The following is a 24526-nucleotide window of genomic DNA, read 5'->3' as shown; positions in this document are numbered from 1 at the left end:
GTGGCCGTCGATCGGGAGCGCGTCGCCGCATTAGTACGCGAGTTGCTGGAGGCGATCGGGGAAGACCCCGATCGCCCCGGCCTGCGTCAGACGCCCGCGCGAGTCGCGGAGTCGTGGGCGGAGTTCTTCGCGGGCGTGGATCAGGATGCCGGCGTCCCCCTGCAGCACACCATCTCGGTGTCGCGCGGACCGGCGCCCGACACCCTTCCCTCGGGCGCCGTCATGCTGCGCGACATCTCGTTCCGCTCGATGTGCGAACACCACCTGCTGCCCTTCCGCGGGCGCGCACACGTCGCCTACCTGCCCGGTGAAGAGGTCGTGGGCCTGGGCGCACTGCCGCGGGTCATCGACATCCTCGCGGCGCGACCGCAGGTGCAGGAGCGCCTGGGCGAGCAGGTCGCCGACGCGATCGCCCACGCGCTCGACGCGCGCGGAGTGCTCGTCGTGCTCGACGCGACGCACGAGTGCGTGACCATGCGCGGGGGACGCCAGACCGAGGCCTCGACGGTGACGATCGCCGCCCGCGGCGCCTACACCGAGCCCGCGGCCCGCGCGGAGCTGGTCGCGCTCATCGGAGCGCGAGCGTGACGCTCATCATGGGCATCGTCAACGTGACGCCCGACTCGTTCAGCGACGGCGGCCGCTACCTCGACCCCGACGCGGCCATCGCGCACGCGCGGTTCCTGCGCGACCAGGGCGCCGACCTGCTCGACGTGGGCGGGGAGTCCACGCGCCCCGGTGCCCAGCGGGTCGCGCCGCGCGTCGAGCAGCAGCGCGTGCTCCCGGTGGTGGAGGCCCTGGCATCCGAGGGCGCGTTCGTGAGCATCGACACGATGAACGCCGTCACGGCGGTCGCCGCCGTGCGCGCGGGCGCTCGGCTCGTCAACGACGTGTCGGGGGGACTCGCCGACCCCGACATGCTGGCGGCGGTCGCCGAGACCGACGCCGAGGTGGCGCTCGGACACTGGCGTGGCCCGTCGAGAGAGATGTACGCCCGTGCCGACTACGCCGACGTCGGACGCGAGGTGGCCGCCGAACTGGCCGCGCGCGTCGAGGCGGCCCTGGCCGCGGGCATCGCGCCCACGCGCATCGTGGTCGATCCGGGCATCGGCTTCGGCAAGCGCGGGGCGCAGAACTGGCAGACGCTGCGGGCTCTGCCCGAGATCGCCGGCCTCGGACACCGCGTGCTCATCGGGACCAGCCGCAAACGGTTCCTCGCCGAGGTGCTCGGCGACGAGGCCGACCTCGGCCGGCGCGACCTCGCCACGGCCGTCACCAGCGCGCTCGCGGCCCGCGACGGCGCCTGGGCCGTGCGCGTACACGATGTGCCGACCACGCGCGACGCGCTCGCCGTCGCGCGCGCGTTCACCGATGCAGGGGAGTCCTGATGGATGCCGCCGACGAGATCACACTGACGGGGGTACGCGCCTTCGGGTACCACGGCGTTTACGCCGACGAGAAGCGCGACGGTCAGGAGTTCGTCGTCGATGCGGCGCTGGCCATCCCGCTGCGGCGGGCGGCCGAGACCGATGACGTCGCCGACACGGTGCACTACGGCGAACTCGCCGAGCGCATCGTCGCCCTCGTCGAGGGCGAGCCGGTCGACCTGCTCGAGACCCTCGCCCAGCGCATCGCCGACGACGTACTCACCGACGAGCGGGTGGCATCCGTGCGCATCACGGTGCACAAGCCGCAGGCGCCGATCCCCGTGCCGTTCGGCGACGTCGCCGTGACCGTGCGGCGGAGCCGCGCGTGAACGTCCGACTGGCCCACGGCCTCGACGCCGCCCCGCGCGCGACCCCGGTCACCGCCGTCGTCGCCCTCGGCGCCAACCTGGGCGCGCGCGCCGACACGCTCGCCGCCGCCGTCGACGAGCTGCGCACCCTTGCGCTGACGGGCGAGGTGCGCGTCTCGGCGACGCTCGAGACGGTGGCGGTCACGCTCACCGGAGAAGACGCCGACGCCCCCCGGTACCTGAACGCCGTCGCCCTCGTGCAGACGCGTCTCGCCCCGACCGAGCTGCTGGCCGCGCTGCACCGCATCGAGGCGCGGCACGGACGGGTGCGCCGCGAGCGGTGGGGCGACCGCACGCTCGATCTCGACCTCATCGCGTACGGCGACGAGACGATCGACCGCGACGACCTCACCGTGCCGCACCCCCGCGCCCACGAGCGCGAGTTCGTGCTGGCGCCCTGGCTGGAGGTGGATCCGGATGCCGAGATCCCCGGCCGCGGCCGGATCGACGCTCTGCTGTCGGGGCTGCGGGGCAGCGCGTGAAGCGCACGGGGGCGGGCATCCTCGTCATCGCCGCGGTCATCGGGGCCGTCGTCGGATTCGTGACCGACACTCTGCTCACCGCGACGGGGCGTGCCACGTTCTCGCCCGCGGCGAGCCTGCCCACCATCCTGGCCCTGCTCGGCGTCGTCATCGTCGTTCTGGCCGTGCCGGTGTATCGCGCGACGCGCCGGCGCGGCGCCCGCCGGATCGACCCGTTCCGCGCGCTGCGCATCGCCATGCTGGCCAAGGCGTCGTCGCTCGTGGGGGCGGCGGCCACCGGGTTCGGTATCGGACTTCTGGCGTTCCTGCTGAGCCGTCCGGTGACGCCGTCGATAGGCTCGATGGGATCGATCATCGCGACGATCGTGTGCGGAGTCGTCCTCGTCGTGGCGGGGCTCGTGGCCGAGCAGCTCTGCACCATCCGGAAGGACGACGATGACGATACCCCCGGAGACACCCCCGCCGGTCCCGTCGGAGCCTGAGCACCCGCTCGCGGCGCCGGCGCCCGCGGAGCCGCATGAGGCGCCGGTCACCGCGACCGAGGCCGGGACCGACGTGCTCGACGAGCGCACGTACCCCCGCATTCTCGAGCCGCGCGCGGCGGGCCGACTCCCGCTCGGCGACGGCACGTGGCACCAACTGGCGCGGGCGTACGTGCGCGTGCAACTCATCTCGCAAGCAGCGGTGATCGTCGTCGTCGCGGCCGTCGCCATCGGCATCCAGGTGTTCACGCAGGTGCCGTGGCAGTGGATCCCCGCGGGGGTGATCCTGATCGTGACGACGATCGGCCTGATCATCACGCCGCGGCAAGCGCGTTCGGTCGGCTACCAGCTGCGCCGCGACGATCTGGTCTTCCGCCGCGGCATCCTGTGGCAGCGGGTCGTGGCCGTGCCCTACGGGCGCATGCAGCTCGTCGACATCACCCACGGGCCGCTCGACCGCGGCTTCGGCATCGCGCAGCTCAAACTCGTCACCGCCGCGGCCTCGACCGGTGTGACCATCCCCGGACTCACGCAAGAGGCGGCCGAGCAGCTGCGCGACACGCTCATCGCCGTCGCCGAGACCCGCCGGACGGGACTGTGAGCGACGACCGTTCCGCGGGTTCCGCGGAGTCCCCGGGCGAGCCGGAGCCCGCCGATGACGCGACGGGACCGGATGCCGAGGGTTCCGCCGCCGCGACTCCCGCCGCCGCATCGGGTGTCCCGGAGGGCGCCGCGGCCCCCGCCGGGCCGCTGCGGCGACCGGTCGTGCGCTCGCCGTACAGCGACGGCGAATGGCATCGACTTCACCCGCTGACGCCCGTGCTGCGCGGCGGACTGTCGCTGGTCGTGATCATCGGTCTGCTCGTGGCCAACCTGCGGGAGCGACTGATCGAGTGGTTCTTCCCCGCCTTCACCGACCTGCCCCCGGGGGCGCTGCCGCCCGACCCGGTCGACTTCCTGTTCGCGAACAACCTCCTGCTGATCGCCGGCGGAATCGCCCTCGTGGTGGTGCTGGTCCTGCTGGGGATCTTCCGGCTGTCGTGGCGGTTCCACACCCTGCGCATCGGCGACGACGACGTCGAGGTGCGCTCGGGCGTGCTGTTCCGCACGCACCGACGGGCGCCCCTCGACCGGGTGCAGGGCGTCAACCTCACCCGGCCGATGGTCGCGCGTCTGCTCGGCCTCGCGAAGCTCGAGGTCGTGGGAGCGGGCCTCGATGCCAACGTGAAGCTCGAGTACCTCTCGGGCAAAGACGCCGAGGCGATCCGCGGTGACATCCTGCGTCTCGCTTCCGGTCGACGCCTCGCCGAGGCGGGGGCACGCACCGCCGGGAGGTCGTCGGTGGCCCGCCAGGCCGCCGAGGCCGTGGGAGCGGGCCTGCAGGGACTCGTCGACGGAGAAGACCTTTCGGATGCCGAGCCCGAGAGCATCGTGCGGATCCCAATCGGGCGGCTCGTGGCATCCCGCGTCCTGAGCGGGTCGACGCTGGTGCTCATCGCCCTCGTCGTGGGCATCGTGGTGGCGGCCTCGGTGTCGACGCTCTGGGTGCTGTTCACCGTCGTGCCCATGTTCCTCGCCTTCGGCGCGTACTACGTGCGCTCGATCGCGCGGGGGCTGCGGTACTCGATCGCCCCCACGTCCGACGGTGTGCGCGTCACCTTCGGCCTGTTCACCACGGTGTCCGAGATCGTCCCGCCGGGCCGCGTGCACGCGATCGAGGTGCGTCAGCCCCTGCTGTGGCGCCCGTTCGGCTGGTGGAGCGTGTCGCTGAACCGGTTGTCGGGACGCGCGTCGAGCGACACCACCAGCGACCAGTTCGCCGCGGTACTGCCGATCGGAACCCGCGCCGACGTGGAGCGCGTGCTGCGCATCCTCGCCCCGAGCCTGTCGAGCGCCGAATGGACACTCGTGTTCCGCGACGGCATCCTGGGTCCGGTGGACGACGACCCCTACGTGACGACCCCCGCTCGCGCGCGGCTGCTGCGGCCCCTGTCGTGGCGCCGCAACGGCGTGCGGCTGACCGACGACGCGCTGCTGCTCCGCCGCGGCTTCGTGTGGCGCTCCCTGACCGTGATCCCGTTGGCGCGACTGCAGTCGATCGGTCTGCACCAGGGTCCGCTCGCCCGAGCGCTTCGGACGGCCACCGTGACGGGACACGTCATCGCCGGGACCGCGCAGACCGCGATCGGAGCGATCGACCGCGACGACGCCGTGCGCCTGTTCGAGCAGACCGCCCTGACGACCGTGGCGGCGGCGGCGGGCGACCGCAGTCACCGGTGGGCCGGATGAGCGCCGGGCGCGACGGTCGTCTCGGCGTCGGCATCATCGGCGCGGGCCGGGTCGGCCCCGTCATCGGCGCGGCGCTCGCCGGTGCCGGTCACGCGCTGACGGCGATCACCTCGGGATCCGACGACGACCGCGTCGAGGCCATCCTGCCGGGGCTGCCCGTGCTGAGCGCCGACGAAGTGGTGCGCCGCAGCGAGCTGGTCGTCATCGCGGTTCCGCACGAGCAGCTGCCGGGCCTGGTCGCGGGCCTCGCCGATGTCGGCGCGTGGCAACCGGGCCAGCTCGTGCTGCACACCGACCCGGCCTACGGCGCCCGGGTGCTCGACCCCGCCGCCCAGCGCGGCGCGATCCCGCTCGCCATCCACCCGGCGATCGTCTTCACCGGGGCCTCGTCGATCGATCTGCGCCAGCTCGCCCAGGCCTACGCGGCGGTCACGGCACCGGGCCCCGTTCTGCCGATCGCCCAGGCGCTGGCCGTCGAGCTCGGGTGCGAGCCGGTGGTGGTGGCCGAGGAAGACCGCACGGTCTACGCCGAGGCGATCGCGACGGCGACCGAGTTCTCGCGTTCGATCGTGCGCCAGTCGTCCGACCTGCTGACGCGCGTGGGCGTGGACAACCCCGGGGGGTACCTTTCGGCGCTCGTGCGCTCCAGCGTCGACCAGGCTCTGATCGAGGGCGCGGGACTTCGAGGGCTCGACGGCGACGATACGATCGACGGATGATCCGCACCCTTCAGGATCTGCGCACCCGACTCGGAGAAATCCGAGGCGCAGATCGACCGGCGGGCGGCCCGCGCGTCGCCCTCGTCTCGACCCTCGGCGCTCTGCACGATGGTCACGTCGATCTCATCCACGAGGCGCGCTCGAACGCCGATGTCGTCGTCGTGTCGACGTTCGTGAACCCCCTGCGCTTCCGCACCGCGGAAGAGACGGCGAGCTACCCCCGTTCCCCGGACGCCGACGCGCGCGTCCTGGCCGAGCTCGGGGTCGACGTCGTGTTCGCGCCGACCGCCGAGGAGTTCCTGCCGCGGGGCACGGCCACCACACGCGTCTCGGCGGGCGATGTCGGCCTGCGGTACGAGGGGCGCGTGCGTCCGTTCTACTTCGACGGCGTCCTGACCGTCGAGGCGAAGCTCTTCCACCTGGTCGCCCCCGACGTGGCCGTCTACGGCGAACGCGACGCGCAGCGGGTGTTCCTGGTGCGTCGCATGATCCGCGATCTGGACTTCGCGATCGACGTGGCCACCGTGCCGACGGTGCGGACCCCCGACGGGCTGCCCGTGTCGAGCCGCGTCGCGCTGCTCGACGACGCCGAGCGCCGCGCGGCCTCTCTTCTGCCGCGCGCCCTCGAAGCAGCCGCCTCGAACGCCGATCTCGGCGTGGACTCCTGCATCGCCGCGGCCCAGTCGTCGCTGATGGGCGAGCAGCGCATCACCCTCGAGTACCTCAACGTGGTCGACCCGGCCACCTTCCTGCCCGTCGACGAAGGCCACACGGGGCGCGCCCTCGCCCTCATCGCGGCGTCGGTCGCGGGACACCGCTTCATCGACAACACCGAGATCTCGCTGCGCTGACGCGGAGGCGGTGGCCGCGCGGGTCGGTTGCGCTGTCGTCGCTGGGCGACGTCTGGGCCGCGCCGCCGCGCATCGGTGCCGGGCGCTCGCCGACGTGTCTGTCGCAGGACACCGGGCGCGGGGCGCTGCGCGCCGGGCGTGGGGCGCCGTGCGCCCGTCGCTGCGCGCCGGTCGCTGCGCGCCGCGCGCCGCGCACCTACCGGCCGCCACGGCGCCGGTGATCCCGGCGAATAGACTGGAAGCGACCCCGAGGAGCATCCCTGATGACCGACGCGCCCGCGAACGACACCGCCGAACCGACCGAAGACGAGGTCTTCGAGCAGAAGGCGGTCCGCCTCGCCAAGCGCGAGCGCCTGCTCGCCGAGCGCGCCGACGCCGCCGGTGGGCCGTACCCCGTCGCGGTGCCCGTCACCACGACGATCTCGGCGTTGCGTGCACGGTTCGGCGATCTCGAGGCGGGTGCCGAGACCGGCGAGGTCGCGGGCGTCGCCGGACGTGTGGTGTTCAGCCGCAACACCGGCAAGCTCTGCTTCGCCTCGCTGCAGGCCGGAGACGGCAGCCGGATCCAGGCGATGGTCTCGCTCGCGAACGTCGGCGAGGAGTCCCTGCAGGCGTGGAAAGAGCTCATCGACCTGGGCGATCACGTGTTCGTCTCGGGTGAGGTCATCTCGAGCCGACGCGGTGAGCTGTCGATCATGGTGTCGGAGTGGACCATCGCGGCGAAGGCCGTGCTGCCGCTGCCCAACCTGCACTCCGAGCTGAACGAAGAGAGCCGCGTGCGCAGCCGGTTCCTCGATCTGATCGTCCGCGATCGGGCACGCGAGACCGTGCTCGCCCGGGCGAAGGTGAATGCGAGCCTGCGCCGCACGTTCACCGAACGCGATTTCGTCGAGGTCGAGACGCCCATGCTGCAGGTGCAGCACGGCGGCGCGAGCGCGCGTCCGTTCATCACGACCTCCAACGCCTTCGACACCGAGCTCTACCTGCGCATCGCGCCGGAGCTGTTCCTCAAGCGCGCCGTCGTGGGCGGCATCGACCGCGTGTACGAGATCAACCGCAACTTCCGCAACGAGGGCGCCGATTCCACGCACAGCCCGGAGTTCGCGATGCTCGAGGCCTACCAGGCCTACACCGACTACAACGGCATCGCCGATCTGACGCAGACCCTCATTCAGGATGCCGCCGTCGCGGTGGCCGGTTCGACCACGGTGACGTGGGCCGACGGCACCGAGTACGACCTGGGCGGAGAGTGGGACCGCATCTCGATGTACGACTCGCTGTCGCAGGCCGCCGGTCGGACCATCACCCCCCAGGCGTCGCTCGACGAACTTCGCGCCCTCGGAGCCGAGGCCGGCGTCGACGCCCCGCCGCACGAGACCCACGGCAAGTGGGTCGAGGAACTGTGGGAGCACTTCGTCAAGGGCGGGCTCACGCGCCCGACCTTCGTCATGGACTTCCCCGTCGACACGAGCCCCCTGGTGCGCGAGCACCGCTCGATCGCGGGCGTCGTGGAGAAGTGGGACCTGTACGTTCGCGGCTTCGAGCTGGCGACCGGGTACTCCGAGCTCGTCGACCCCGTGATCCAGCGGCAGCGTTTCGTCGAGCAGGCGAAGCTCGCCGCGCGCGGTGACGACGAGGCCATGCCGATCGACGAGGAGTTCCTGCGCGCGCTCGAGCACGGGATGCCCCCCACCGGCGGCATGGGCATGGGCATCGACCGCCTGCTCATGGCCATCACCGGACTCGGGATCCGCGAGACGATTCTTTTCCCGCTGGTGAAGTAGGTCGCTCGAAGATCCACTCCGGCAGGCGTCCGGCGTCGAGCATGGTCAGCACGATCGCGCTGAGGCCGTGCGCACTGTCGATCTCGACGGCGGCCTGAGCGTAGGTGCCCGCGTGCGACGAACGACCGGTGGCCCAGGCCAGCCAGGCGCAGGCCGATAACGCACCGGGACGCCGCTCGCGCGGAACCACCGACGCCACCCGTCGGCAGAGCTCCAGCGCGTGGCGGAGTCTGTCGGCGTCGGGAGCGGGACCTTCGCCCCACATCGGCCGCGCCAGGTCGACCGGGAAGGGTTCGCCGTCGCCGAAGGTCGTCTGCGCGTCGAACACGGCGTCGCCGACCGTGATGTCGCCCGCCCACTGCATGAGGGCGACGTCGCGCAGTGCGGGGCGCTCGAGGCAGAATGCGAGCGCGGCCAGCCGCGCGGGGGTGACCTCGTCGGGGCGGGTTCGGGCGGCGTCCTCGAGCAGCGCGGGAGGGTCGGCCAGGGTGGTGACGATGTCGTCGGCCGCCCCCTGGCGTGCGGCGCTGAGTCGCGCTCGGTCGCGGGGCCGGGCGAGCACCCGGTCGACGTCGTCGAGAAGGCGCGCGACCGCGCGGGCCAGTGCGGGGTCGGGGTCGGGAAGTTCCGCCGCGGAGAACTGGTCGGGCGCGACCAGCGTGTCGGGGGCGTCGGTCAGGGCGGATCCGATCTCGGCGAGGGGACGCCCGGCCGGCATCGACGGGTCGAGGTAGCTGTTCCAGGCGTTCGCGCCCACGACGAGGGCGTCGACGACCCTGAGCCCGCAGATGTCGGCGCGGGCGAGCACGGCGTCGACGAAGGTGCGGTGGGGGAGAGGGGCGCCCCCGTTCAGCGTCTCGTCGGCGTAGACGGCGAGGGCGATGGCGTCGGTGCGGGCGACCTTGCAGGCGGTGCCGATGACGGTGGAGGCGATGCTGTCGAGCTCTACCTGCCCGCGCCCGTGGGGCAGGTCGACGCGCAGAGCGCCGAGGGAGCGGCCGTGGGCGAAGGGCACCAGCACGAGACTGCGGTGGGGCGTGCACTCCAGCAGGCGGGGGACGAGCGCGAGGAAGGACGATGAGGACGAGGCTCGGACGACGGTGGTGGTCATGGGTCGAGAGTGCCGCGGAGGGAGCGGTCCGCGCGGGCCGAAATGGCTCGACGGTGGACAGTTCCCCAGGGTGCAGGGGTGGGGAGGACGGGTGCGGCGACCGTTGATCCCGGCTGCCCGGGTATTCTGGAGGCATGGATGCCACCTGGGTCGCGATGCTGTGGGCGATCCTGCCGACCCTGGTCGTGTCGGTGGTGTTCTTCTTCATCCTCCGCAACGTCATCCGCATGGATCGCACGGAGCGCAAGGTGTACGCCCGCATCGAGGCGCAGGAGCGCGCGAAGCGCGGACTCCCGCCGGTCGCCGCGAGCAGCGAGGGTTCCGCGAACTGACGGACGCGCGGTCGATGTCGGACGCCGTCGCTACGCTGGGTCCACAACCCGTCCAGGAGGACCCGTGATCAACGCCGCGTTCGAAACGAGCTGGCTCGTCATCACGCTCTTCGTGGTCGACCTGGTGGTGCGCATCGCCGCGATCATCATCGTGCCGCGCAACCGGCGCCCCACGGCCGCCATGGCCTGGCTGCTCGCGATCTACTTCATCCCTTTCGTCGGCGTCTTCCTCTTCCTGCTGATCGGCAATCCGCGGTTACCGCGAAAGCGCCGACGCAAACAGGCCGCGATCAACGAATACATCCACGACACCAGCGCCTCGCTCGAGTTCGGCACGCTCCAGCCGAACGCACCCGACTGGTTCCGCGCGCTCGTGCGGTTGAACCGCAACCTGGGTGCCATGCCTCTCGCGGGCGACAATGCCGCGACGCTCATCGCCGACTACCAGAGCAGCCTCGACGCCATGGCCGACGCCATCCGCCAGGCCCGGCGCTACGTGCACGTCGAGTTCTACATCCTGCAGTCCGACGACTCGACCGACAATTTCTTCCGCGCCCTCGAAGAGGCCGCTGCGCGCGGCGTGGTCGTGCGCGTGCTGCTCGACCACTGGGCGAACCGGGGCAAGCCGTTCTACAAGCAGACTCTGCGACGGCTCGATGCGATGGGGGCGCACTGGCACCTCATGCTGCCGGTGCAGCCGCTGCGGGGCCGCTACCAGCGTCCCGACCTGCGCAACCACCGCAAGCTGCTCGTGATCGACGGCGACGTGGCGTACATGGGGTCGCAGAACGTCACCGACTCCTCGTACAACCTGCGCAAGAACATCCGCCGCGGCCTGCACTGGGTCGACCTCATGGTGCGCGTCGAGGGACCGGTCGTGGCGAGCATCAACGCGGTGTTCCTGTCGGACTGGTACAGCGAGACCGACGAGACCCTGAGCGACGAGATCGACCTGTTCAGCGTCACCTCGGGTCCGGGCGAACTCGACTGCCAGATCGTGCCCTCGGGCCCGGGCTTCGACTTCCAGAACAACCTCAAGCTGTTCCTGGGGCTCCTCTTCGCCGCCCGCGAACGCATCATCATCGTGAGTCCCTACTTCGTGCCCGACGAGGCCCTGCTGCTCGCCATCACCACGGCCTGCCAGCGCGGGGTGCACGTCGAGCTCTTCGTCTCCGAAGAAGGCGACCAGGCGATGGTCTATCACGCGCAACGCAGCTACTACGAGGCGCTGCTGCGCGCCGGCGTCACGATCTGGATGTACCGCAAGCCGTACATCCTGCACAGCAAGAGCGTGACCATCGACGACGAGGTGGCCGTCATCGGCTCCAGCAACATGGACATGCGCTCGTTCGGTTTGAACCTCGAGGTGTCGCTCCTGGTGCGCGGCGAGGGTTTCGTGCACGACATGCGCGAGGTCGAGGGGCGGTACCGCGAACTGAGCCGTCAACTGACGATCGAGGAGTGGCGCACCCAGCCCCTGCGCTCCACGATCCTCGACAACCTCGCCCGCCTCACCTCCGCTCTGCAGTGACGCGATCGCGGCATTCGCCGCTGGCATCCAGGATCTTCGGCCATCATGAGCCGGAACGTCCCCCCGTTGGAGGTTCCATGTCTCGTCGCTCGCTGTCCCTCGCCGGAGTCATCGGTGCCGCTCTTCTCGCCGCGGGAGCGCTCACCGGCTGCGCGACCGGTGTCGCATCGTCGGCCGCGTCGGCCGATCCCTCAGTCTCGACCCCGGATGCCACGGCCACGGCGCCCACCGGCGAGATCGGTGCCGCGTGGCTCGAGGGAGGCCGCTCGATTGCGCTGGTCACCCAGGGGAGCTCGTCGTGCCCGCCCGTGGTGAGCGGTGAACCGTCGGTGGCGGACGGCACGGTGTCCGTGACGCTCGAGGAGTCGGGCCGCGACTCCTGCACGCGCGACATGGCGCCGCGCGCGACGCTGGTGGGACTGCCCGAGGGGACCGACGTCACCCGCGCGTGGACCGTCTCGGTCGACGGTGTCGCGCAGGGCGAGGTGTCGCTCAATGGGCTGCCGTCGGCGGCCCCCGCGGGCCTGACCGACTTCGCTCCCAGTGCCGGATGGGTCGACGACTCGCTCGTCGCGATCCTCACCTACGGCAGCTCGGGGTGCCCGCCCACGGTCGAGTCCGTCACCACGTCGGCGAGTGACATCGCCGTGCAGTTCGCCACGCCCCCGAGCGATCAGATCTGCACGATGGACATCGCTCCCCGCGTCACGCTCGCCGATGTGGGCGGCAACGTCCCCTCGGGCGATGCGTCCGTCGTGCTGTCGGGGGGAAATGTCGAGACGACGGGCGCGATCGCGGTCATCGGCACCCGCTGACGGCGGGGGTCACCGCTCCACTACCAGCAGGTCGCCGACCTCGCACTCGAGCACCCGGCAGATGGCCGAGAGCGTCGAATAGCGAATGGCGCGAGCGCGGTCGTTCTTCAGGACCGAGAGGTTCACGACCGAGACCCCGACGAGTTCGCTCAGACGGGTGAGCGTCATGCCGCGTGCCTCCAGGAGCTCGTCGAGGCGGCAGTGGATGCCGGTGGGGCCCTCGTCGCTCGCCGCGGGACTCATACCAGCCCCTCCGTGTCGCGCTGGAGGCGGATGCCGCGCGAGAAGACGAGCGACAGCGCCAGCACGCCGAGCCCCACGAGAGCCCACACCAGGTCGAATGACGTGCCGACCACGAAGACTTCCCCCGCCGCCGGGTTGAGTTCATCCGCGGCCATCATGCGCCCGAGTCCGGACAGGCCCGCCGAGAGGATCCCACCCACCAGCAGAGCGCAGCCGGCGACCTGCGTGGCCAGGACGAGTGCACGGTGGAACGGCCGCCGCCACAGCAGCAGCAGGAAGAAGAGCACGACGGCGCCCACCGTGATCAGCACCGTGAGGGCGCCGAACGAGGCGCCCAGCACCAACAGGGTGCGCGCACCCGTGCTGAGCCCCGTGGCCACGACCCAGGCGGACTCGTACCGCGCGGACGCGATGCCCGCACCGCCCGCGGCGGCGGAGTGCTCGACCTCGGCATCGGTGAGAAGACTGAACCCGCCGTCGCCCGTCGCGATGCCGATCGCCGCCCGAACGCCCGGAAGCGCCAGGGTGAGGCCCATCACGGCGCCCGCCGCGACGAAGAGCCAGACGATGCCGCGCTCCATGCGCGGGGAGACCCAGGAGGGATTCGACATCAGACCAGCCCCTCGGTGTCGCGCTGTAGGCGGTCGCCCACGGCGAAGACCGTGCCGACGAGGGCCACGACGAAAGCGACCCCGATGAAGCTCGGTAGATCGATCTGCGACACGGTGCCGCGGTCGTAGGTGCGCTCCGAGAGCCAGGCGACGGCGCCGTTGGCGACCATGTTGTGGAAGAACGGCACACCGGCCACGCCGGTGAGGGCGACGATGCCCGCGGTCGACACGAGGACCGTCTGCCGCCGGCTGAAGATCCGCCCGCGCAGCACCGAGGTGGTGACGAGCAGCAGCAGCGTCACCACCGTGACCACCACCACGGCGAACAGGCCCTCGGCGAGGAAGAGCGCCCACAGGGAGGGGGCGGGGAGGGACGGGGCGGTGACCACGCCGCCGGTCAGTTCGATCGGCACGGGGGCACCGGCGGGGCCGATGGGTGCCTGGGCGGCGGTGTCCACGAAGGGCATCGGCACGCGGACGTTGCGGTTGGGGATGGCCGCGACGATGTTCGCGACGCTGCGGACGACGGCCCACACGGCGATCGCGACGCCCACGACGATGAAGAAGACGTAGCCGGCGGTGTCGCTGGGGGAGAGGACACGGGAGGTCGGACGGGGGGAGGTCATGACAACTCCTTATCGATGATCGTTGTTATCGGTTGTCGATAAGGTAACGACTATCGATGTGTTGCGCAAGACCGGCCGTCGTCTCGGTATGCCCACGGCGAACATGGGTCCCCGGCATCCGGCCGCTGGTTACTCTCGATGTACGGCGCGCGGAGGCGTGCCTGTCAGCCCATTTTTGGAGGGACTGAGGATGTTCGAACGATTCACCGATCGTGCTCGTCGTGTAGTGGTGCTCGCCCAAGAAGAGGCGAAGATGCTGAACCACAACTACATCGGCACCGAGCACATCCTTCTGGGCCTCATCCACGAGGGTGAGGGCGTGGCTGCCAAGGCGCTGGAGTCGCTGGGCATTTCGCTCGACGCCGTCCGTGAGCAGGTGCAGGACATCATCGGCCAGGGGCAGCAGCAGCCGACCGGCCACATCCCCTTCACGCCGCGTGCGAAGAAGGTCCTCGAGCTGTCTCTGCGCGAAGCGCTGCAGCTCGGCCACAACTACATCGGGACCGAGCACATCCTGCTCGGTCTCATCCGCGAGGGCGAGGGTGTCGCAGCCCAGGTGCTCGTCAAGCTCGGCGCCGACCTGAACAAGGTGCGCCAGCAGGTCATCCAGCTGCTCTCGGGCTACCAGGGCAAGGAGCCCGCGGGCGTCGCCTCGGGTGCCGGCGAGCAGACCTCGACCGGCACGCAGGGCGGCTCGGCCGTGCTCGATCAGTTCGGTCGCAACCTCACGCAGGCCGCGCGCGACAACAAGCTCGACCCCGTCATCGGGCGCGAGAAAGAGATCGAGCGCGTGATGCAGATCCTGTCGCGTCGCTCGAAGAACAACCCCGTCCTCATCGGTGAGCCCGGTGTGGGTAAGACGGCGGTCGTCGAGGGCCTCGCGCAGGCCATCGTCAAGGGCGACGTGCCCGAGACGCTCAAGGACAAGCAGGTCTACTCGCTCGACCTCGGTTCGCTCATCGCCGGGTCCCGCTACCGCGGCGACTTCGAAGAGCGCCTGAAGAAGGTCACGAAAGAGATCCGCACGCGCGGCGACATCATCGTCTTCATCGACGAGATCCACACCCTCGTGGGTGCGGGTGCCGCCGAGGGCGCGATCGACGCCGCGTCGATCCTCAAGCCCCTCCTCGCCCGCGGCGAGCTCCAGACCATCGGTGCCACCACGCTCGACGAGTACCGCAAGCACTTCGAGAAGGACGCCGCTCTCGAGCGCCGCTTCCAGCCGATCCAGGTGGCCGAGCCGAGCCTGCCCCACTCGATCAACATCCTGAAGGGGCTGCGCGACCGGTACGAGGCGCACCACAAGGTGCAGATCACCGACGGCGCGATCGTCGCGGCGGCCAACCTCGCCGACCGCTACATCAGCGACCGCTTCCTGCCCGACAAGGCCATCGACCTGATCGACGAGGCCGGCGCCCGCCTGCGTCTGTCGATCCTGTCGTCGCCGCCCGAGCTGCGCGAGTTCGACGAGAAGATCGCCAAGGTCCGCGAGCAGAAGGAGCTGGCCTCCGAGGAGCAGGACTTCGAGAAGGCCGCGTCGCTGCGTGATGAGGAGAAGTCCCTCCTCGCCGAGCGCCTGCGCCTCGAGAAGCAGTGGCGCTCCGGCGACGTCGCCTCGCACGCGGTGGTCGACGAGGGTCTGATCGCCGAGGTGCTCGCCCAGGCGACCGGCATCCCGGTGTTCAAGCTCACCGAAGAAGAGTCCAGCCGGCTCATGTTCATGGAGAAGGCGTTGCACCAGCGCGTCGTCGGCCAGGAAGAGGCGATCGCGGCCCTGTCGCGCACGATCCGACGTCAGCGCGCGGGCCTCAAGGACCCCAAGCGTCCCTCGGGCTCGTTCATCTTCGCCGGCCCCACGGGTGTCGGAAAGACCGAGCTCGCCAAGGCGCTCGCCGAGTTCCTCTTCGACGACGAGGGCGCGTTGATCTCGCTCGACATGAGCGAGTTCGGTGAGAAGCACACCGTCTCGCGTCTATTCGGTGCCCCTCCCGGGTTCGTCGGATTCGAAGAGGGCGGCCAGCTCACCGAGAAGGTGCGCCGCAAGCCGTTCTCGGTCGTGCTCTTCGACGAGATCGAGAAGGCCCACCCCGACATCTTCAACTCGCTGCTGCAGATCCTCGAAGAGGGTCGCCTGACCGATGGTCAGGGTCGCGTCATCGACTTCAAGAACACCGTGATCATCATGACGACGAACCTCGGTTCGTCGGCGATCGCCGGAGGCCCGGTCGGCTTCCAGGTCGAGGGCAACGCCCAGACGTCGTACGAACGGATGAAGGGCAAGGTCGACGAAGAGCTCAAGCGCCACTTCAAGCCCGAGTTCCTCAACCGTGTCGACGACGTCATCGTCTTCCCGCAGCTGAGCAAGCCCGAGCTTCGCCAGATCGTCGGCCTGTTCGTCAAGCGCCTGGCCGACCGTCTGCTCGACCGCGACATGACGGTGGAGCTGTCGGACGACGCGAAGGACAAGCTCATCGAGATCGGCTTCGACCCGACCCTCGGTGCGCGACCGCTCCGTCGCGCCATGCAGCGCGAGGTCGAGGACCGTCTCAGCGAGAAGATCCTGCACGGCGAGCTCGAGGCGGGAGACCACGTCAAGGTCACCGTCGAGAACGGTCAGTTCGCGTTCGAGACCGCCCCCCGCGGCNATCGCATAAAAGACGAGGGCCCGGATGCCATGGCACCCGGGCCCTTCGTCGTCGCGGCGTACGCTGGGTCGATGACCTCTTCCGCGCCGTTCGTCGTCCGCCCCGCCGGTACCGCCGACGTGCGACGCATCCACGAACTGCTCGAGCCGTTCGTGCAGAAGCGCATCCTGCTCGGCAAAGACCTCGTGGTGCTCTACGGGTCGGTGCAGCAGTTCGTCGTGGCCGAGGCCGATGGCGTCGTCATCGGCTGCGGCGCCCTGCACGTCATGTGGGAAGACCTGGGTGAGGTGCGCACCCTCATCGTTCACGACGAGTGGCTGCATCACGGTGTGGGGCGGGCCATCGTCGAGATGCTCGAGGAGCGGGCGCGCGAGCTGGGCGTCAGCCGCCTGTTCTGCCTGACCTTCGAGGTCGACTTCTTCACGCGTCGGGGGTTCGCCGAGATCGGCGAGCAGGTGGTCGACCCCGACGTGTACTCGCAGCTCGTGCGCAGTCCCGACGAGGGCGTCGCGGAGTTCCTCGACCTCGCGCACGTCAAGCCCAACACCCTGGGCAACACGCGCATGCTCAAGCAGCTCTGAGCGCGCCGTGGGCGGGGACTCAGCCGTGACGCCTACCCTGGAACCATGACCGATGCCCCCCGAAGGCGGAGGCAGTCCCCGGCGGTCTATCGTCGACGTCGTCTCGCGGCAGGGCTCTTCGCCCTGATCGTGATCGGCCTCGTCGTGTGGCTCGTCGCGGCTCCGCCCTGGCGCGCCGCCCCGACGGCCGAAGAGACGCCTGCCACCGCCGAGAGTTCCCCCGACCCCGCCGTCTCGTCGGCTGCTCCGCCGGGCGCGGCGGCTCCGAGTTCCACCCCGACGCAGAGCGTGTCGTCGGGGCCGGTCGAGTGCACCGCGGCCGACATCTCGGTCGAAGCGCTGTCGGACAAGGCCGAGTACGCGCAGGGTGAGAACCCGCAGCTCTCGATCCGCCTCACCAACTCGTCGGCGAACGCCTGCACCATGAACGTCGGAACGAGCGCGCAGTCGTTCACCGTGACGAGCGGCTCCGACGTGTGGTGGCGCTCCACCGACTGCCAGTCCGAGCCGAGCGATCTCGAGGTCACCCTCGCCGCCGGCCAGACCGTCACGAGCTCGGCGCCCCTCACCTGGGACCGCACGCGTTCCTCGGTCAGCTCGTGCGAGAGCGAGCGGCCGTACGCGCCGGGCAGCGGAGCCACCTACCACCTGAGCGTGTCGATCGGCGGCATCCCGTCGGCCGGGACGGCGTCGTTCGTCCTGCAGTGACGCGCACAGCGACGAACGGAGGGGTGGATGCCATGGCATCCACCCCTCCGTCATCACCGGGTCAGCTGCGCGGGGAATCCTTGCCGAACACCTCGCCCTGCAGGGCGTCGTAGCCCTCCTTCTGCGGGTCGCCGTGCAGACCGCCGGAGAGGGCGTACTCCTCCTCGGGCGAGAGCACGAGGCGGTGACGGCCGTAGACGGCGAAGGCGACGAAGATCACCGCGTAGACCACGATGATCGCGACGATCGCCAGCAGGTAGGCCGAGTTCAGCAGTAGGCCGAAGAAGACGACGGCGGCGATGATCGCCGCGGAGTAGGCCCCGAACAGGCCCCACGGGCTCTTGTACGGACGCACCGCGTTCGGGAACTTCTTGCGGAGCACGATGAACGAGACCATCTGCAGGAAGTACGCGAGCACCGCGCCCCAGACGGCGATGTTCAGCACGATCGCGCCGGCGGGGCTGGCGTCTCCTCCCGCGGCCTGCACGATCACCAGGGCGAAGAAGCCCAGCACCGCGCCGAACACGAGGGCCACCCACGGGGTCTTGCGAGCACCGGTGAGAGAGAGCCAGCGCGGGTAGTAACCGGCGCGCGAGAGCGAGTACATGTTGCGGCCGTAGGCGAACATGATGCCCATCAGCGACGCGAGGAGCCCGACGAGGGCGAGCAGCGACAGGAGCGCCGCGGCCTGGTCGCCGACCATCGCGCGGAAGCCGTCGAGCAGGGGTTCGACGGAGGTCCCGGTCTCTTCGGCTCCGAGCACCCCGGTGTTGAGGAACAGCACGATGAGACCCGTGACGATGAGCGTCCCTCGGGCCCAGAGGCCGGCCCGCGGGATGTCGCGAGCGGGGTCGTGCGACTCTTCGGCGGCCAGCGGCAGCTCCTCGATGCCGAGGAAGAACCACATGGCGAAGGGGAGGGCCAGCAGGATCGCCCCGACGCCGTGGGGGAGGAACTCGGTCTGCCCCGCATCCGGGACGATGTTCCACAGCGAGGCCCAGTCGAACGCCCCCGTGACCAGCGACATCACGCCGAAGACCACGATGATGCCGATCGAGATGATCGACACGACGATCGCGAAGCCGAACGAGATGTTCGCGCCGGCGGCGTTGAGGGCGATGAAGAGCGCGTAGAGGATGATCCACCACACGAACGCGGGCAGGCTCACGCCGGTGAGCAACTCCAGCGCCGAGTCGGCGTATTGGCCGGAGAAGTACACGACGACCGCCGTCGTGGCGACGTACTCGATGGTCTCGGCGAGGCCCGTGGCCAGGCCGCCCCAGGGGCCCATCGCGGATCGCGCGAACGAGTACGCGCCGCCGGTGTGGGGCATGGCGGCAGCCATCTCGCCGATCGAGAACGTCAGCCCGTAGTACATGACCACGAGCACCACGAAGGCGATGAGCATGCCGCCGAAGCCGGCGTTGGCGACGCCGAAGTTCCACCCCGAGAAGTCGCCCGAGATGACGGCGGCGACCGCGAGGCCCCACAGCCCCCAGACGCCGGCCGAACGTTTCAGGGTGCGTTTCTCGAAGTACGTGGAGTCGGTCGCCGTATAGGTGGCGCCGGCGACCTTTCTGCGGGAACTGCTCGAGGTGGACATAGGGCCTCCAGACGGTAACGGGCAGGCTTCAGGAGCGCCTGCGCAGAATCATGGCCTTCTATTGGTCGACCTGTCTACCTTTGGCGTGTAAGTTCCTCGTTACGACCTCCGCACGCGAGGCCGACGAGCAGGCGAGAGGGACACCATGGCGGGCAATCTCACCACCGCAGAACTGGATGCCGCGATCGAGGCCGGCGAGATCGACACGGTCGTCGTGGCCTTCCCCGATGCGCAGGGCCGCCTCGTCGGCAAGCGCGTCGCGGCGCGTTTCTGGCGCGACGAGGTACTGCCCCACGGGGCCGAGGCCTGCAACTACCTGCTGTCGGTCGACGTCGACCTGAACACCGTCGACGGCTACGCCATGTCGAGCTGGGAGACGGGCTACGGCGACATGTTGCTGGTCCCCGACCTCGACACGCTCCGCCGCCTCCCCTGGCAGCCGGGCACGGCGCTGGTGATGGCGGATCTCGCGTGGGGGGACCGTCAGCACGTCGGGCAGTCGCCCCGCGGCATCCTGAACGCCCAACGCGCGCGTCTGGCGGAGCGGGGACTCACCGCCTACGCGGGCACGGAGCTGGAGTTCATCGTCTTCGACGACTCCTTCCGCGAAGCCTGGGGCAAGGGGTACACGGGCCTGCGCGCCTCGACCGACTACAACGTCGACTACAACCTGCTCGCCACCACGCGGCTGGAGCCGCTGCTGCGCGACATCCGCCTCGGCATGGACGGCGCGGGCATGTACTGCGAGGGCGTGAAGGGCGAGTGCAACCTCGGCCAGCAGGAGATCGCCTTCCGCTACGCCGAAGCGCTCGAGACCGCCGACAACCACACGATCTACAAGAACGGCGCGAAAGAGATCGCCGACCGCCACGGCAAGTCGCTGACGTTCATGGCCAAGTTCAACGAGCGCGAGGGCAACAGCTGCCACATCCACCTGTCGGTCCGCGGCGACGGCGGCGACGCCGTGATGGCGGGCGACGGCGCGCACGGCTTCAGCCCCCTCATGGAGCACTGGATCGCCGGCATTTTGGCGACCCTGCGCGAATTCACGTTGCTGTACGCGCCGACGATCAACTCGTACAAGCGTTTCGCACTGGGCTCGTTCGCGCCCACCGGGGTGGCCTGGGGCGTCGACAACCGCACGTGCGCGCTCCGCGTCGTCGGCCACGGCTCATCGCTGCGGGTCGAGAACCGCGTGCCCGGCGGAGACGTGAACCCCTACCTCGCCATCTCGGCGATCATCGCCGGCGGCCTGTACGGCATCGAGAACGAGCTGCCGCTGCCCGAGCCCCTCTCGGGCAACGCCTACACCTCGGGCGTCGACACGCTGCCGACGACCCTGCGGGAAGCGGCGGAGCTGTTCCGCGCGTCGACGATCGCCCGCGCCGCCTTCGGCGACGACGTCGTCGAGCACTACCTCAACCAGGCGCGCATCGAGGTCGAGGCCTTCGACGCCGCCGTGACCGATTGGGAGCGGGTGCGTGGTTTCGAGCGCCTCTGATCCGACCCGGACACCCGTCGTCGGGCTCACGACCTACCTGGAGCGAGCGAAGCAGGGCGTGTGGGACGTGCGGGCATCGTTCCTGCCGCAGCAGTACTTCGACTCCGTCACCGCCTCGGGGGCCAGCGCCGTGCTGCTGCCGCCGCAGCCGCGCCCCGAGCGGGCGGCCGCCGCCGTGCTCGACGGGCTCGACGGCCTCATCCTCACCGGGGGCCTCGACGTGCAGCCCGAGCTCTACGGCGCCGAACGTCACCCGCTCACCGACCCGGCGCGCGCAGACCGCGACGCCTGGGAACTCGCACTCCTCGCGGGGGCGCGGGAGCGCGGCATCCCCATCTTCGGCATCTGCCGGGGGCTGCAACTTCTCAACGTCGCCCTCGGCGGCACGCTCCACCAGCACCTTCCCGAGGCCCTCGGCACCGAGCGGTACCGCGTGGGCGGAGGCGTCTTCGCCGAGAACGTCGTCGAGGTGGATGCCTCGACCCGACTCGCCGGTCTCGTCGGCGCCGGAGCGCTTACCGTCCACAGCTACCACCACCAGGGCGTCGACCGGCTGGGCGCGGGCCTGCGGGTGACGGCGCGCACCGACGACGGACTCGTGCAGGCCGTCGAGGCCGAGGGCGACGACTACCTCGTGGCCGTGCAGTGGCATCCCGAGGAGAACGCCGAAGACCGGCGGCTGTTCCTCGGACTCGTCGCCGCGGCGGCGGCGTATCGCGCCGCGCGTTCCGGCGCCGACATCTCCACCTCCGAGCACCAGGGAGCTCTCGCATGAGCACGTTCACCGTCACCGACCCCTCGACCGGGTCGCCGATCACGACCCTCGAGCGCGCCGATCTCGCCGAGGTGGATGCCGCCGTCGCCGACGCCGTGCGCGCCCAGCGCGCGTGGGCAGCCCTCGCCCCCGTCGCCCGCGCCGACGCGTTGCGGTCGTTCGCCGGGGTCGTCGAGGCGCACGTCGACGAGCTCGCCGCGCTCGAGGTGAAGAACTCGGGCCACCCGATCGGCTCGGCCCGCTGGGAGGCGCAGCACGTCGCCCAGGTGCTCAACTACTACGCCGGGGCGCCGGAACGCCTGATCGGGTCGCAGATCCCGGTCGCCGGAGGGCTCGACGTGACCTACCACGAGCCCTACGGCGTGGTCGGGATCATCGTGCCGTGGAACTTCCCCATGACCATCGCCGCCTGGGGCTTCGCGCCGGCGCTCGCCGCGGGAAACGCCGTCGTGCTCAAGCCGGCCGAGCTCACCCCGCTGACGGCGATCCGGCTCGGCGAGCTGGCGCTCGAGGCCGGGCTGCCCGAGGGGCTCTTCCGCGTCGTGGTCGGCTCGGGCTCGGTCGTGGGCCAGCGCTTCGTGTCGCATCCCGACGTGCACAAGGTCGTCTTCACCGGCTCGACCGAGGTCGGCACCGAGGTGGCCGCCGGGTGCGCGCGAATGCTCAAACCGGTGACCCTCGAGCTCGGCGGCAAGAGCGCGAACCTCGTCTTCGCCGACGCCGACCTCGAGAAGGCGGCGGCCGGCGTCCCGGGCTCCGTGTTCGACAACGCGGGGCAGGACTGCTGCGCCCGCAGCCGCCTGCTCGTGCAGCGGAGCGTCTTCGACCGGTTCCTCGAGCTGCTCGAGCCCGCCGTGTCGGCCTGGAAGGTCGGCGACCCGACGCGGGAGGACACCCAGATGGGGCCGCTCATCTCGGCCTCGCACCGCTCCAGCGTGCAGGGGTTCCTCGACGGGGCCGACGTGGCGTTCCGGGGATCCGCGCCCGAGGGCGACGGCTTCTGGTTCGCTCCGGCCGTGGTGCTGGCGCAGCCCGGCGACCGCGTCGCTCGCGAGGAGGTGTTCGGTCCGGTCCTGGCCGTGCTGCCCTTCGACGACGAGGCGGATGCCATCCGACTCGCCAACGACAGCGCGTACGGCCTCGCGGGCTCGATCTGGACCGAGAGCCTGGGCCGTGGCATCCGGGTGTCCCGCGCCGTCCGCAGCGGCGTGCTGTCGGTGAACTCGCACTCCTCGGTGCGGTACTCGACGCCCTTCGGCGGCATGAAGGCATCGGGCCTCGGTCGCGAGCTGGGTCCCGATGCCGCCGAGCACTTCACCGAGGTGAAGAACGTGTTCTACGCCACCGAGTGAACCCGTCACCCTGACCCCCATTCCCCACTTGCCCCCGAACAGACAGGGGGACGCGGTACCGCTCGAAAGGAACCACCCGCAATGACCATCGACCTCACCCAGCGTCTCGGCGGCCGCGTCGCCATCGTCACGGGCGGCGCGAGCGGCATCGGCCTCGCCACCGCGCGCCGCTTCGCCGCGGAAGGCGCGCGCGTCGTGATCGCCGACCTCGACGAGACCACCGGCACCGCGGCCGCCGCCGAGGTCGGCGGCGTCTTCCGTCAGGTCAACGTGGCCGACGAGGCATCGGTCGACGCCCTCTTCGACGGCGTGGCCGCCGACCTCGGCAGCGTCGACATCGCGTTCAACAACGCCGGCATCTCGCCCGCCGACGACGACTCGATCGAGACGACAGAGCTGCCCGCATGGGACCGCGTGCAAGACGTCAACCTGAAGAGCGTCTACCTGTGCTCGCGCGCCGCCCTGCGGCACATGGTGCCCGCCGGCCGGGGGTCGATCATCAACACGGCGTCGTTCGTGGCGCTGCTCGGCTCGGCGACCTCGCAGATCTCGTACACGGCGTCGAAGGGCGGCGTGCTCGCCATGACCCGCGAGCTCGGCGTGCAGTTCGCCCGCCAGGGCATCCGCGTGAACGCCCTGTGCCCCGGACCCGTCAACACCCCGCTGCTGCAGGAGCTGTTCGCCAAAGACCCCGAGCGGGCGCAGCGTCGGCTCGTGCACGTGCCGATGGGGAGGTTCGCGGAGCCCGACGAGATGGCCGCGGCGGTGGCCTTCCTGGCATCCGACGACGCGTCGTTCATCACCGCGACGGCGTTCGTCGTCGACGGGGGAATCACCAACGCCTACGTCACGCCCCTGTGAACCGGTGACATGACAGGCTGAGACGGTGACAGACGCGCCGCTCGACGACCTGCGCCGAGCCGTGTACCGGCCGGTGCGCAGCGGCAACGCGCTCGAAGACACCACGGCGCGCATCGTGCAGACCGTTCGTCTCGGCCTGGTCGCTCCCGGGGAGTCCCTCCCGGCGGAGCGCGAGCTCGCCGCGCTGTACGGCGTGAGTCGCGACACCGTGCGCGAGGCGATCCGCGAGCTGGCCGACGCCGGGTGGCTCGAGACGCGGCGCGGACGCTACGGCGGCACGTTCGTGATCGACCCCGTGCCGCGTCCGTCGGAGCCCGCGGTGGTGGCGCCGACCGAGCTCGCCGACGTGATCGCGCTGCGCGGCGTGCTCGAGACCGGGGCGGCGTGGGCCGCCGCGGGCCGCGCGCTGTCGGCCGACGAGCGCGATGTGCTCTGGGCTCGGCACGAGGCGGCGGCCACGGCCTCCGGCGCGGACTACCGGCGCCTGGACACGCTGCTGCACCTGACGATCGCGGAGTTCGCCGGCATCCCCTCGCTCGTGCCCCTCGTCGCCGACAACCGGGCGCGCGTGAACGCCTGGCTCGACACGTTCCCCCTGCTGCCGCGCAACATCGATCACTCGACCTCGCAGCACGCGGCGATCGTGTCGGCGATCCTGGCGGGGAGACCGGATGCCGCCCACGCGGCGATGCGGGATCACCTGGCCGGGTCGGAGGCCTTGCTGCGCGGGTTCCTGGCGTAGCGAGCGGGGCTTCGGCCTCGAGTCGCCCGGCCGCGCGGTGCGGTTCCGCGACGCGTCGCCGCGGGGCCGCGGAGCCGCGGTTAGGCT

At 70.7% G+C, this 24526-nt stretch carries 25 protein-coding genes and 1 pseudogene; 21 read left to right on the top strand and 5 right to left on the bottom strand.

Features of this window, described 5'->3' with window-relative positions; translation table 11 throughout:
* The 10 genes from folE (at nucleotide 1) to lysS (ending at nucleotide 8402) form a co-directional block, all read left to right on the top strand.
* On the top strand, nucleotides 1-588 hold the full coding sequence (folE, locus tag IFU40_RS16550) for a GTP cyclohydrolase I FolE (RefSeq protein WP_191927017.1): 588 nt from the start codon (nucleotides 1-3) through the stop codon (nucleotides 586-588).
* On the top strand, nucleotides 585-1388 hold the full coding sequence (gene folP, locus IFU40_RS16545) for a dihydropteroate synthase (protein ID WP_191927016.1): 804 nt from the start codon (nucleotides 585-587) through the stop codon (nucleotides 1386-1388). Before folE ends, folP begins: the two co-directional genes overlap by 4 nt.
* Entirely contained in the window at nucleotides 1388-1756 is a 369-nt protein-coding gene (folB, locus tag IFU40_RS16540) for a dihydroneopterin aldolase (RefSeq protein WP_191927015.1), read from the top strand. The genes folP and folB overlap by 1 nt, the downstream gene beginning before the upstream one ends.
* Nucleotides 1753-2277: a 2-amino-4-hydroxy-6-hydroxymethyldihydropteridine diphosphokinase gene (gene folK / locus IFU40_RS16535; RefSeq protein ID WP_191927014.1), complete on the top strand. Its 525-nt coding sequence runs from the start codon at nucleotides 1753-1755 to the stop codon at nucleotides 2275-2277. Before folB ends, folK begins: the two co-directional genes overlap by 4 nt.
* Nucleotides 2274-2759 (top strand): DUF3180 family protein, encoded by a 486-nt coding sequence (locus tag IFU40_RS16530; protein ID WP_055833345.1) that lies wholly within the window; start codon nucleotides 2274-2276, stop codon nucleotides 2757-2759. Before folK ends, IFU40_RS16530 begins: the two co-directional genes overlap by 4 nt.
* Entirely contained in the window at nucleotides 2713-3360 is a 648-nt protein-coding gene (locus IFU40_RS16525; protein ID WP_191927013.1) for a PH domain-containing protein, read from the top strand. The genes IFU40_RS16530 and IFU40_RS16525 overlap by 47 nt, the downstream gene beginning before the upstream one ends.
* Nucleotides 3357-5048, top strand: a complete 1692-nt coding sequence (locus IFU40_RS16520; RefSeq protein ID WP_342343550.1) for a PH domain-containing protein — start codon at nucleotides 3357-3359, stop codon at nucleotides 5046-5048. The genes IFU40_RS16525 and IFU40_RS16520 overlap by 4 nt, the downstream gene beginning before the upstream one ends.
* Complete coding sequence (locus IFU40_RS16515; RefSeq protein ID WP_191927012.1) at nucleotides 5045-5767, top strand: DUF2520 domain-containing protein; 723 nt, start codon at nucleotides 5045-5047, stop codon at nucleotides 5765-5767. The genes IFU40_RS16520 and IFU40_RS16515 overlap by 4 nt, the downstream gene beginning before the upstream one ends.
* The gene (gene panC / locus IFU40_RS16510; protein ID WP_191927011.1) at nucleotides 5764-6618 is read left to right on the top strand and encodes a pantoate--beta-alanine ligase; all 855 of its coding nucleotides are present in this window, start codon (nucleotides 5764-5766) and stop codon (nucleotides 6616-6618) included. Before IFU40_RS16515 ends, panC begins: the two co-directional genes overlap by 4 nt.
* 263 nt (nucleotides 6619-6881) lie before the next feature.
* Nucleotides 6882-8402: a lysine--tRNA ligase gene (lysS, locus tag IFU40_RS16505; protein WP_191927010.1), complete on the top strand. Its 1521-nt coding sequence runs from the start codon at nucleotides 6882-6884 to the stop codon at nucleotides 8400-8402.
* Here the strand turns inward: lysS and IFU40_RS16500 are convergent.
* Nucleotides 8353-9513 carry a DUF4192 family protein gene (locus IFU40_RS16500; RefSeq protein WP_191927009.1) on the bottom strand — a complete coding sequence of 387 codons (1161 nt, stop codon included), beginning with the start codon at nucleotides 9511-9513 and terminating at the stop codon, nucleotides 8353-8355. The genes lysS and IFU40_RS16500 overlap by 50 nt on opposite strands.
* Nucleotides 9514-9647: 134 nt before the next feature.
* Here IFU40_RS16500 and IFU40_RS16495 point away from each other — a divergent pair, with 134 nt between their 5' ends.
* The 3 genes from IFU40_RS16495 to IFU40_RS16485 all read left to right on the top strand — a co-directional run bounded on the left by IFU40_RS16495 (nucleotide 9648) and on the right by IFU40_RS16485 (nucleotide 12191).
* Nucleotides 9648-9845, top strand: coding sequence for a hypothetical protein (locus IFU40_RS16495; RefSeq protein ID WP_055833357.1), 198 nt, complete (start codon nucleotides 9648-9650; stop codon nucleotides 9843-9845).
* Nucleotides 9846-9909: 64 nt separating this feature from the next.
* Complete coding sequence (gene cls / locus IFU40_RS16490) at nucleotides 9910-11376, top strand: cardiolipin synthase (protein ID WP_191916782.1); 1467 nt, start codon at nucleotides 9910-9912, stop codon at nucleotides 11374-11376.
* 77 nt (nucleotides 11377-11453) lie between these two features.
* Nucleotides 11454-12191 carry a hypothetical protein gene (locus IFU40_RS16485; protein WP_191927008.1) on the top strand — a complete coding sequence of 246 codons (738 nt, stop codon included), beginning with the start codon at nucleotides 11454-11456 and terminating at the stop codon, nucleotides 12189-12191.
* Nucleotides 12192-12200: 9 nt separating this feature from the next.
* Here IFU40_RS16485 and IFU40_RS16480 read toward each other — a convergent pair whose 3' ends face one another.
* The 3 genes from IFU40_RS16480 to IFU40_RS16470 are packed head-to-tail and all read right to left on the bottom strand — an operon-like array spanning nucleotide 12201 to nucleotide 13671.
* Nucleotides 12201-12434, bottom strand: a complete 234-nt coding sequence (locus IFU40_RS16480; protein WP_070408658.1) for a helix-turn-helix domain-containing protein — start codon at nucleotides 12432-12434, stop codon at nucleotides 12201-12203.
* Nucleotides 12431-13045, bottom strand: a complete 615-nt coding sequence (locus IFU40_RS16475) for a hypothetical protein (RefSeq protein WP_156458687.1) — start codon at nucleotides 13043-13045, stop codon at nucleotides 12431-12433. The genes IFU40_RS16480 and IFU40_RS16475 overlap by 4 nt, the downstream gene beginning before the upstream one ends.
* Nucleotides 13045-13671, bottom strand: coding sequence for a hypothetical protein (locus tag IFU40_RS16470; RefSeq protein ID WP_191927007.1), 627 nt, complete (start codon nucleotides 13669-13671; stop codon nucleotides 13045-13047). The genes IFU40_RS16475 and IFU40_RS16470 overlap by 1 nt, the downstream gene beginning before the upstream one ends.
* 190 nt (nucleotides 13672-13861) lie before the next feature.
* Between IFU40_RS16470 and IFU40_RS16465 the strand changes: the two are divergent.
* The 3 genes and pseudogenes from IFU40_RS16465 to IFU40_RS16460 form a co-directional block, all read left to right on the top strand.
* Nucleotides 13862-16315 (top strand): annotated as a pseudogene (locus tag IFU40_RS16465) (ATP-dependent Clp protease ATP-binding subunit); the annotation flags it as partial.
* Between the two features lie 30 nt (nucleotides 16316-16345).
* Nucleotides 16346-16897, top strand: coding sequence for an amino-acid N-acetyltransferase (locus IFU40_RS17325; RefSeq protein ID WP_446724828.1), 552 nt, complete (start codon nucleotides 16346-16348; stop codon nucleotides 16895-16897).
* A gap of 45 nt (nucleotides 16898-16942) precedes the next feature.
* Nucleotides 16943-17605: a hypothetical protein gene (locus IFU40_RS16460; protein WP_191927005.1), complete on the top strand. Its 663-nt coding sequence runs from the start codon at nucleotides 16943-16945 to the stop codon at nucleotides 17603-17605.
* Between the two features lie 61 nt (nucleotides 17606-17666).
* Here IFU40_RS16460 and IFU40_RS16455 read toward each other — a convergent pair whose 3' ends face one another.
* Nucleotides 17667-19208 carry an amino acid permease gene (locus IFU40_RS16455; protein ID WP_070408656.1) on the bottom strand — a complete coding sequence of 514 codons (1542 nt, stop codon included), beginning with the start codon at nucleotides 19206-19208 and terminating at the stop codon, nucleotides 17667-17669.
* Between the two features lie 145 nt (nucleotides 19209-19353).
* On the opposite strand from IFU40_RS16455, the gene IFU40_RS16450 reads away from it, so the two are divergent.
* The 5 genes from IFU40_RS16450 (at nucleotide 19354) to IFU40_RS16430 (ending at nucleotide 24439) form a co-directional block, all read left to right on the top strand.
* Nucleotides 19354-20709 (top strand): glutamine synthetase family protein, encoded by a 1356-nt coding sequence (locus IFU40_RS16450; protein ID WP_191927004.1) that lies wholly within the window; start codon nucleotides 19354-19356, stop codon nucleotides 20707-20709.
* Entirely contained in the window at nucleotides 20690-21484 is a 795-nt protein-coding gene (locus IFU40_RS16445; protein ID WP_191927003.1) for a gamma-glutamyl-gamma-aminobutyrate hydrolase family protein, read from the top strand. Before IFU40_RS16450 ends, IFU40_RS16445 begins: the two co-directional genes overlap by 20 nt.
* Nucleotides 21481-22836 carry an aldehyde dehydrogenase family protein gene (locus tag IFU40_RS16440; RefSeq protein WP_191927002.1) on the top strand — a complete coding sequence of 452 codons (1356 nt, stop codon included), beginning with the start codon at nucleotides 21481-21483 and terminating at the stop codon, nucleotides 22834-22836. Before IFU40_RS16445 ends, IFU40_RS16440 begins: the two co-directional genes overlap by 4 nt.
* Nucleotides 22837-22917: 81 nt before the next feature.
* A complete protein-coding gene (locus tag IFU40_RS16435) occupies nucleotides 22918-23697 on the top strand; it encodes a 3-oxoacyl-ACP reductase (RefSeq protein WP_191927001.1) in 780 nt (259 codons plus the stop codon).
* Between the two features lie 25 nt (nucleotides 23698-23722).
* Complete coding sequence (locus IFU40_RS16430) at nucleotides 23723-24439, top strand: GntR family transcriptional regulator (RefSeq protein WP_191927000.1); 717 nt, start codon at nucleotides 23723-23725, stop codon at nucleotides 24437-24439.
* Nucleotides 24440-24526: the final 87 nt, after the last annotated feature.

Origin of the sequence: Microbacterium sp. CFBP 13617 (assembly GCF_014839445.1) — a bacterium.
In the GTDB taxonomy this organism is placed as follows: Bacteria; Actinomycetota; Actinomycetes; order Actinomycetales; family Microbacteriaceae; genus Microbacterium.
The sequence above is the reverse complement of the archived record's forward strand: the minus strand, read 5'-3'. Positions and strand labels throughout refer to the sequence as shown.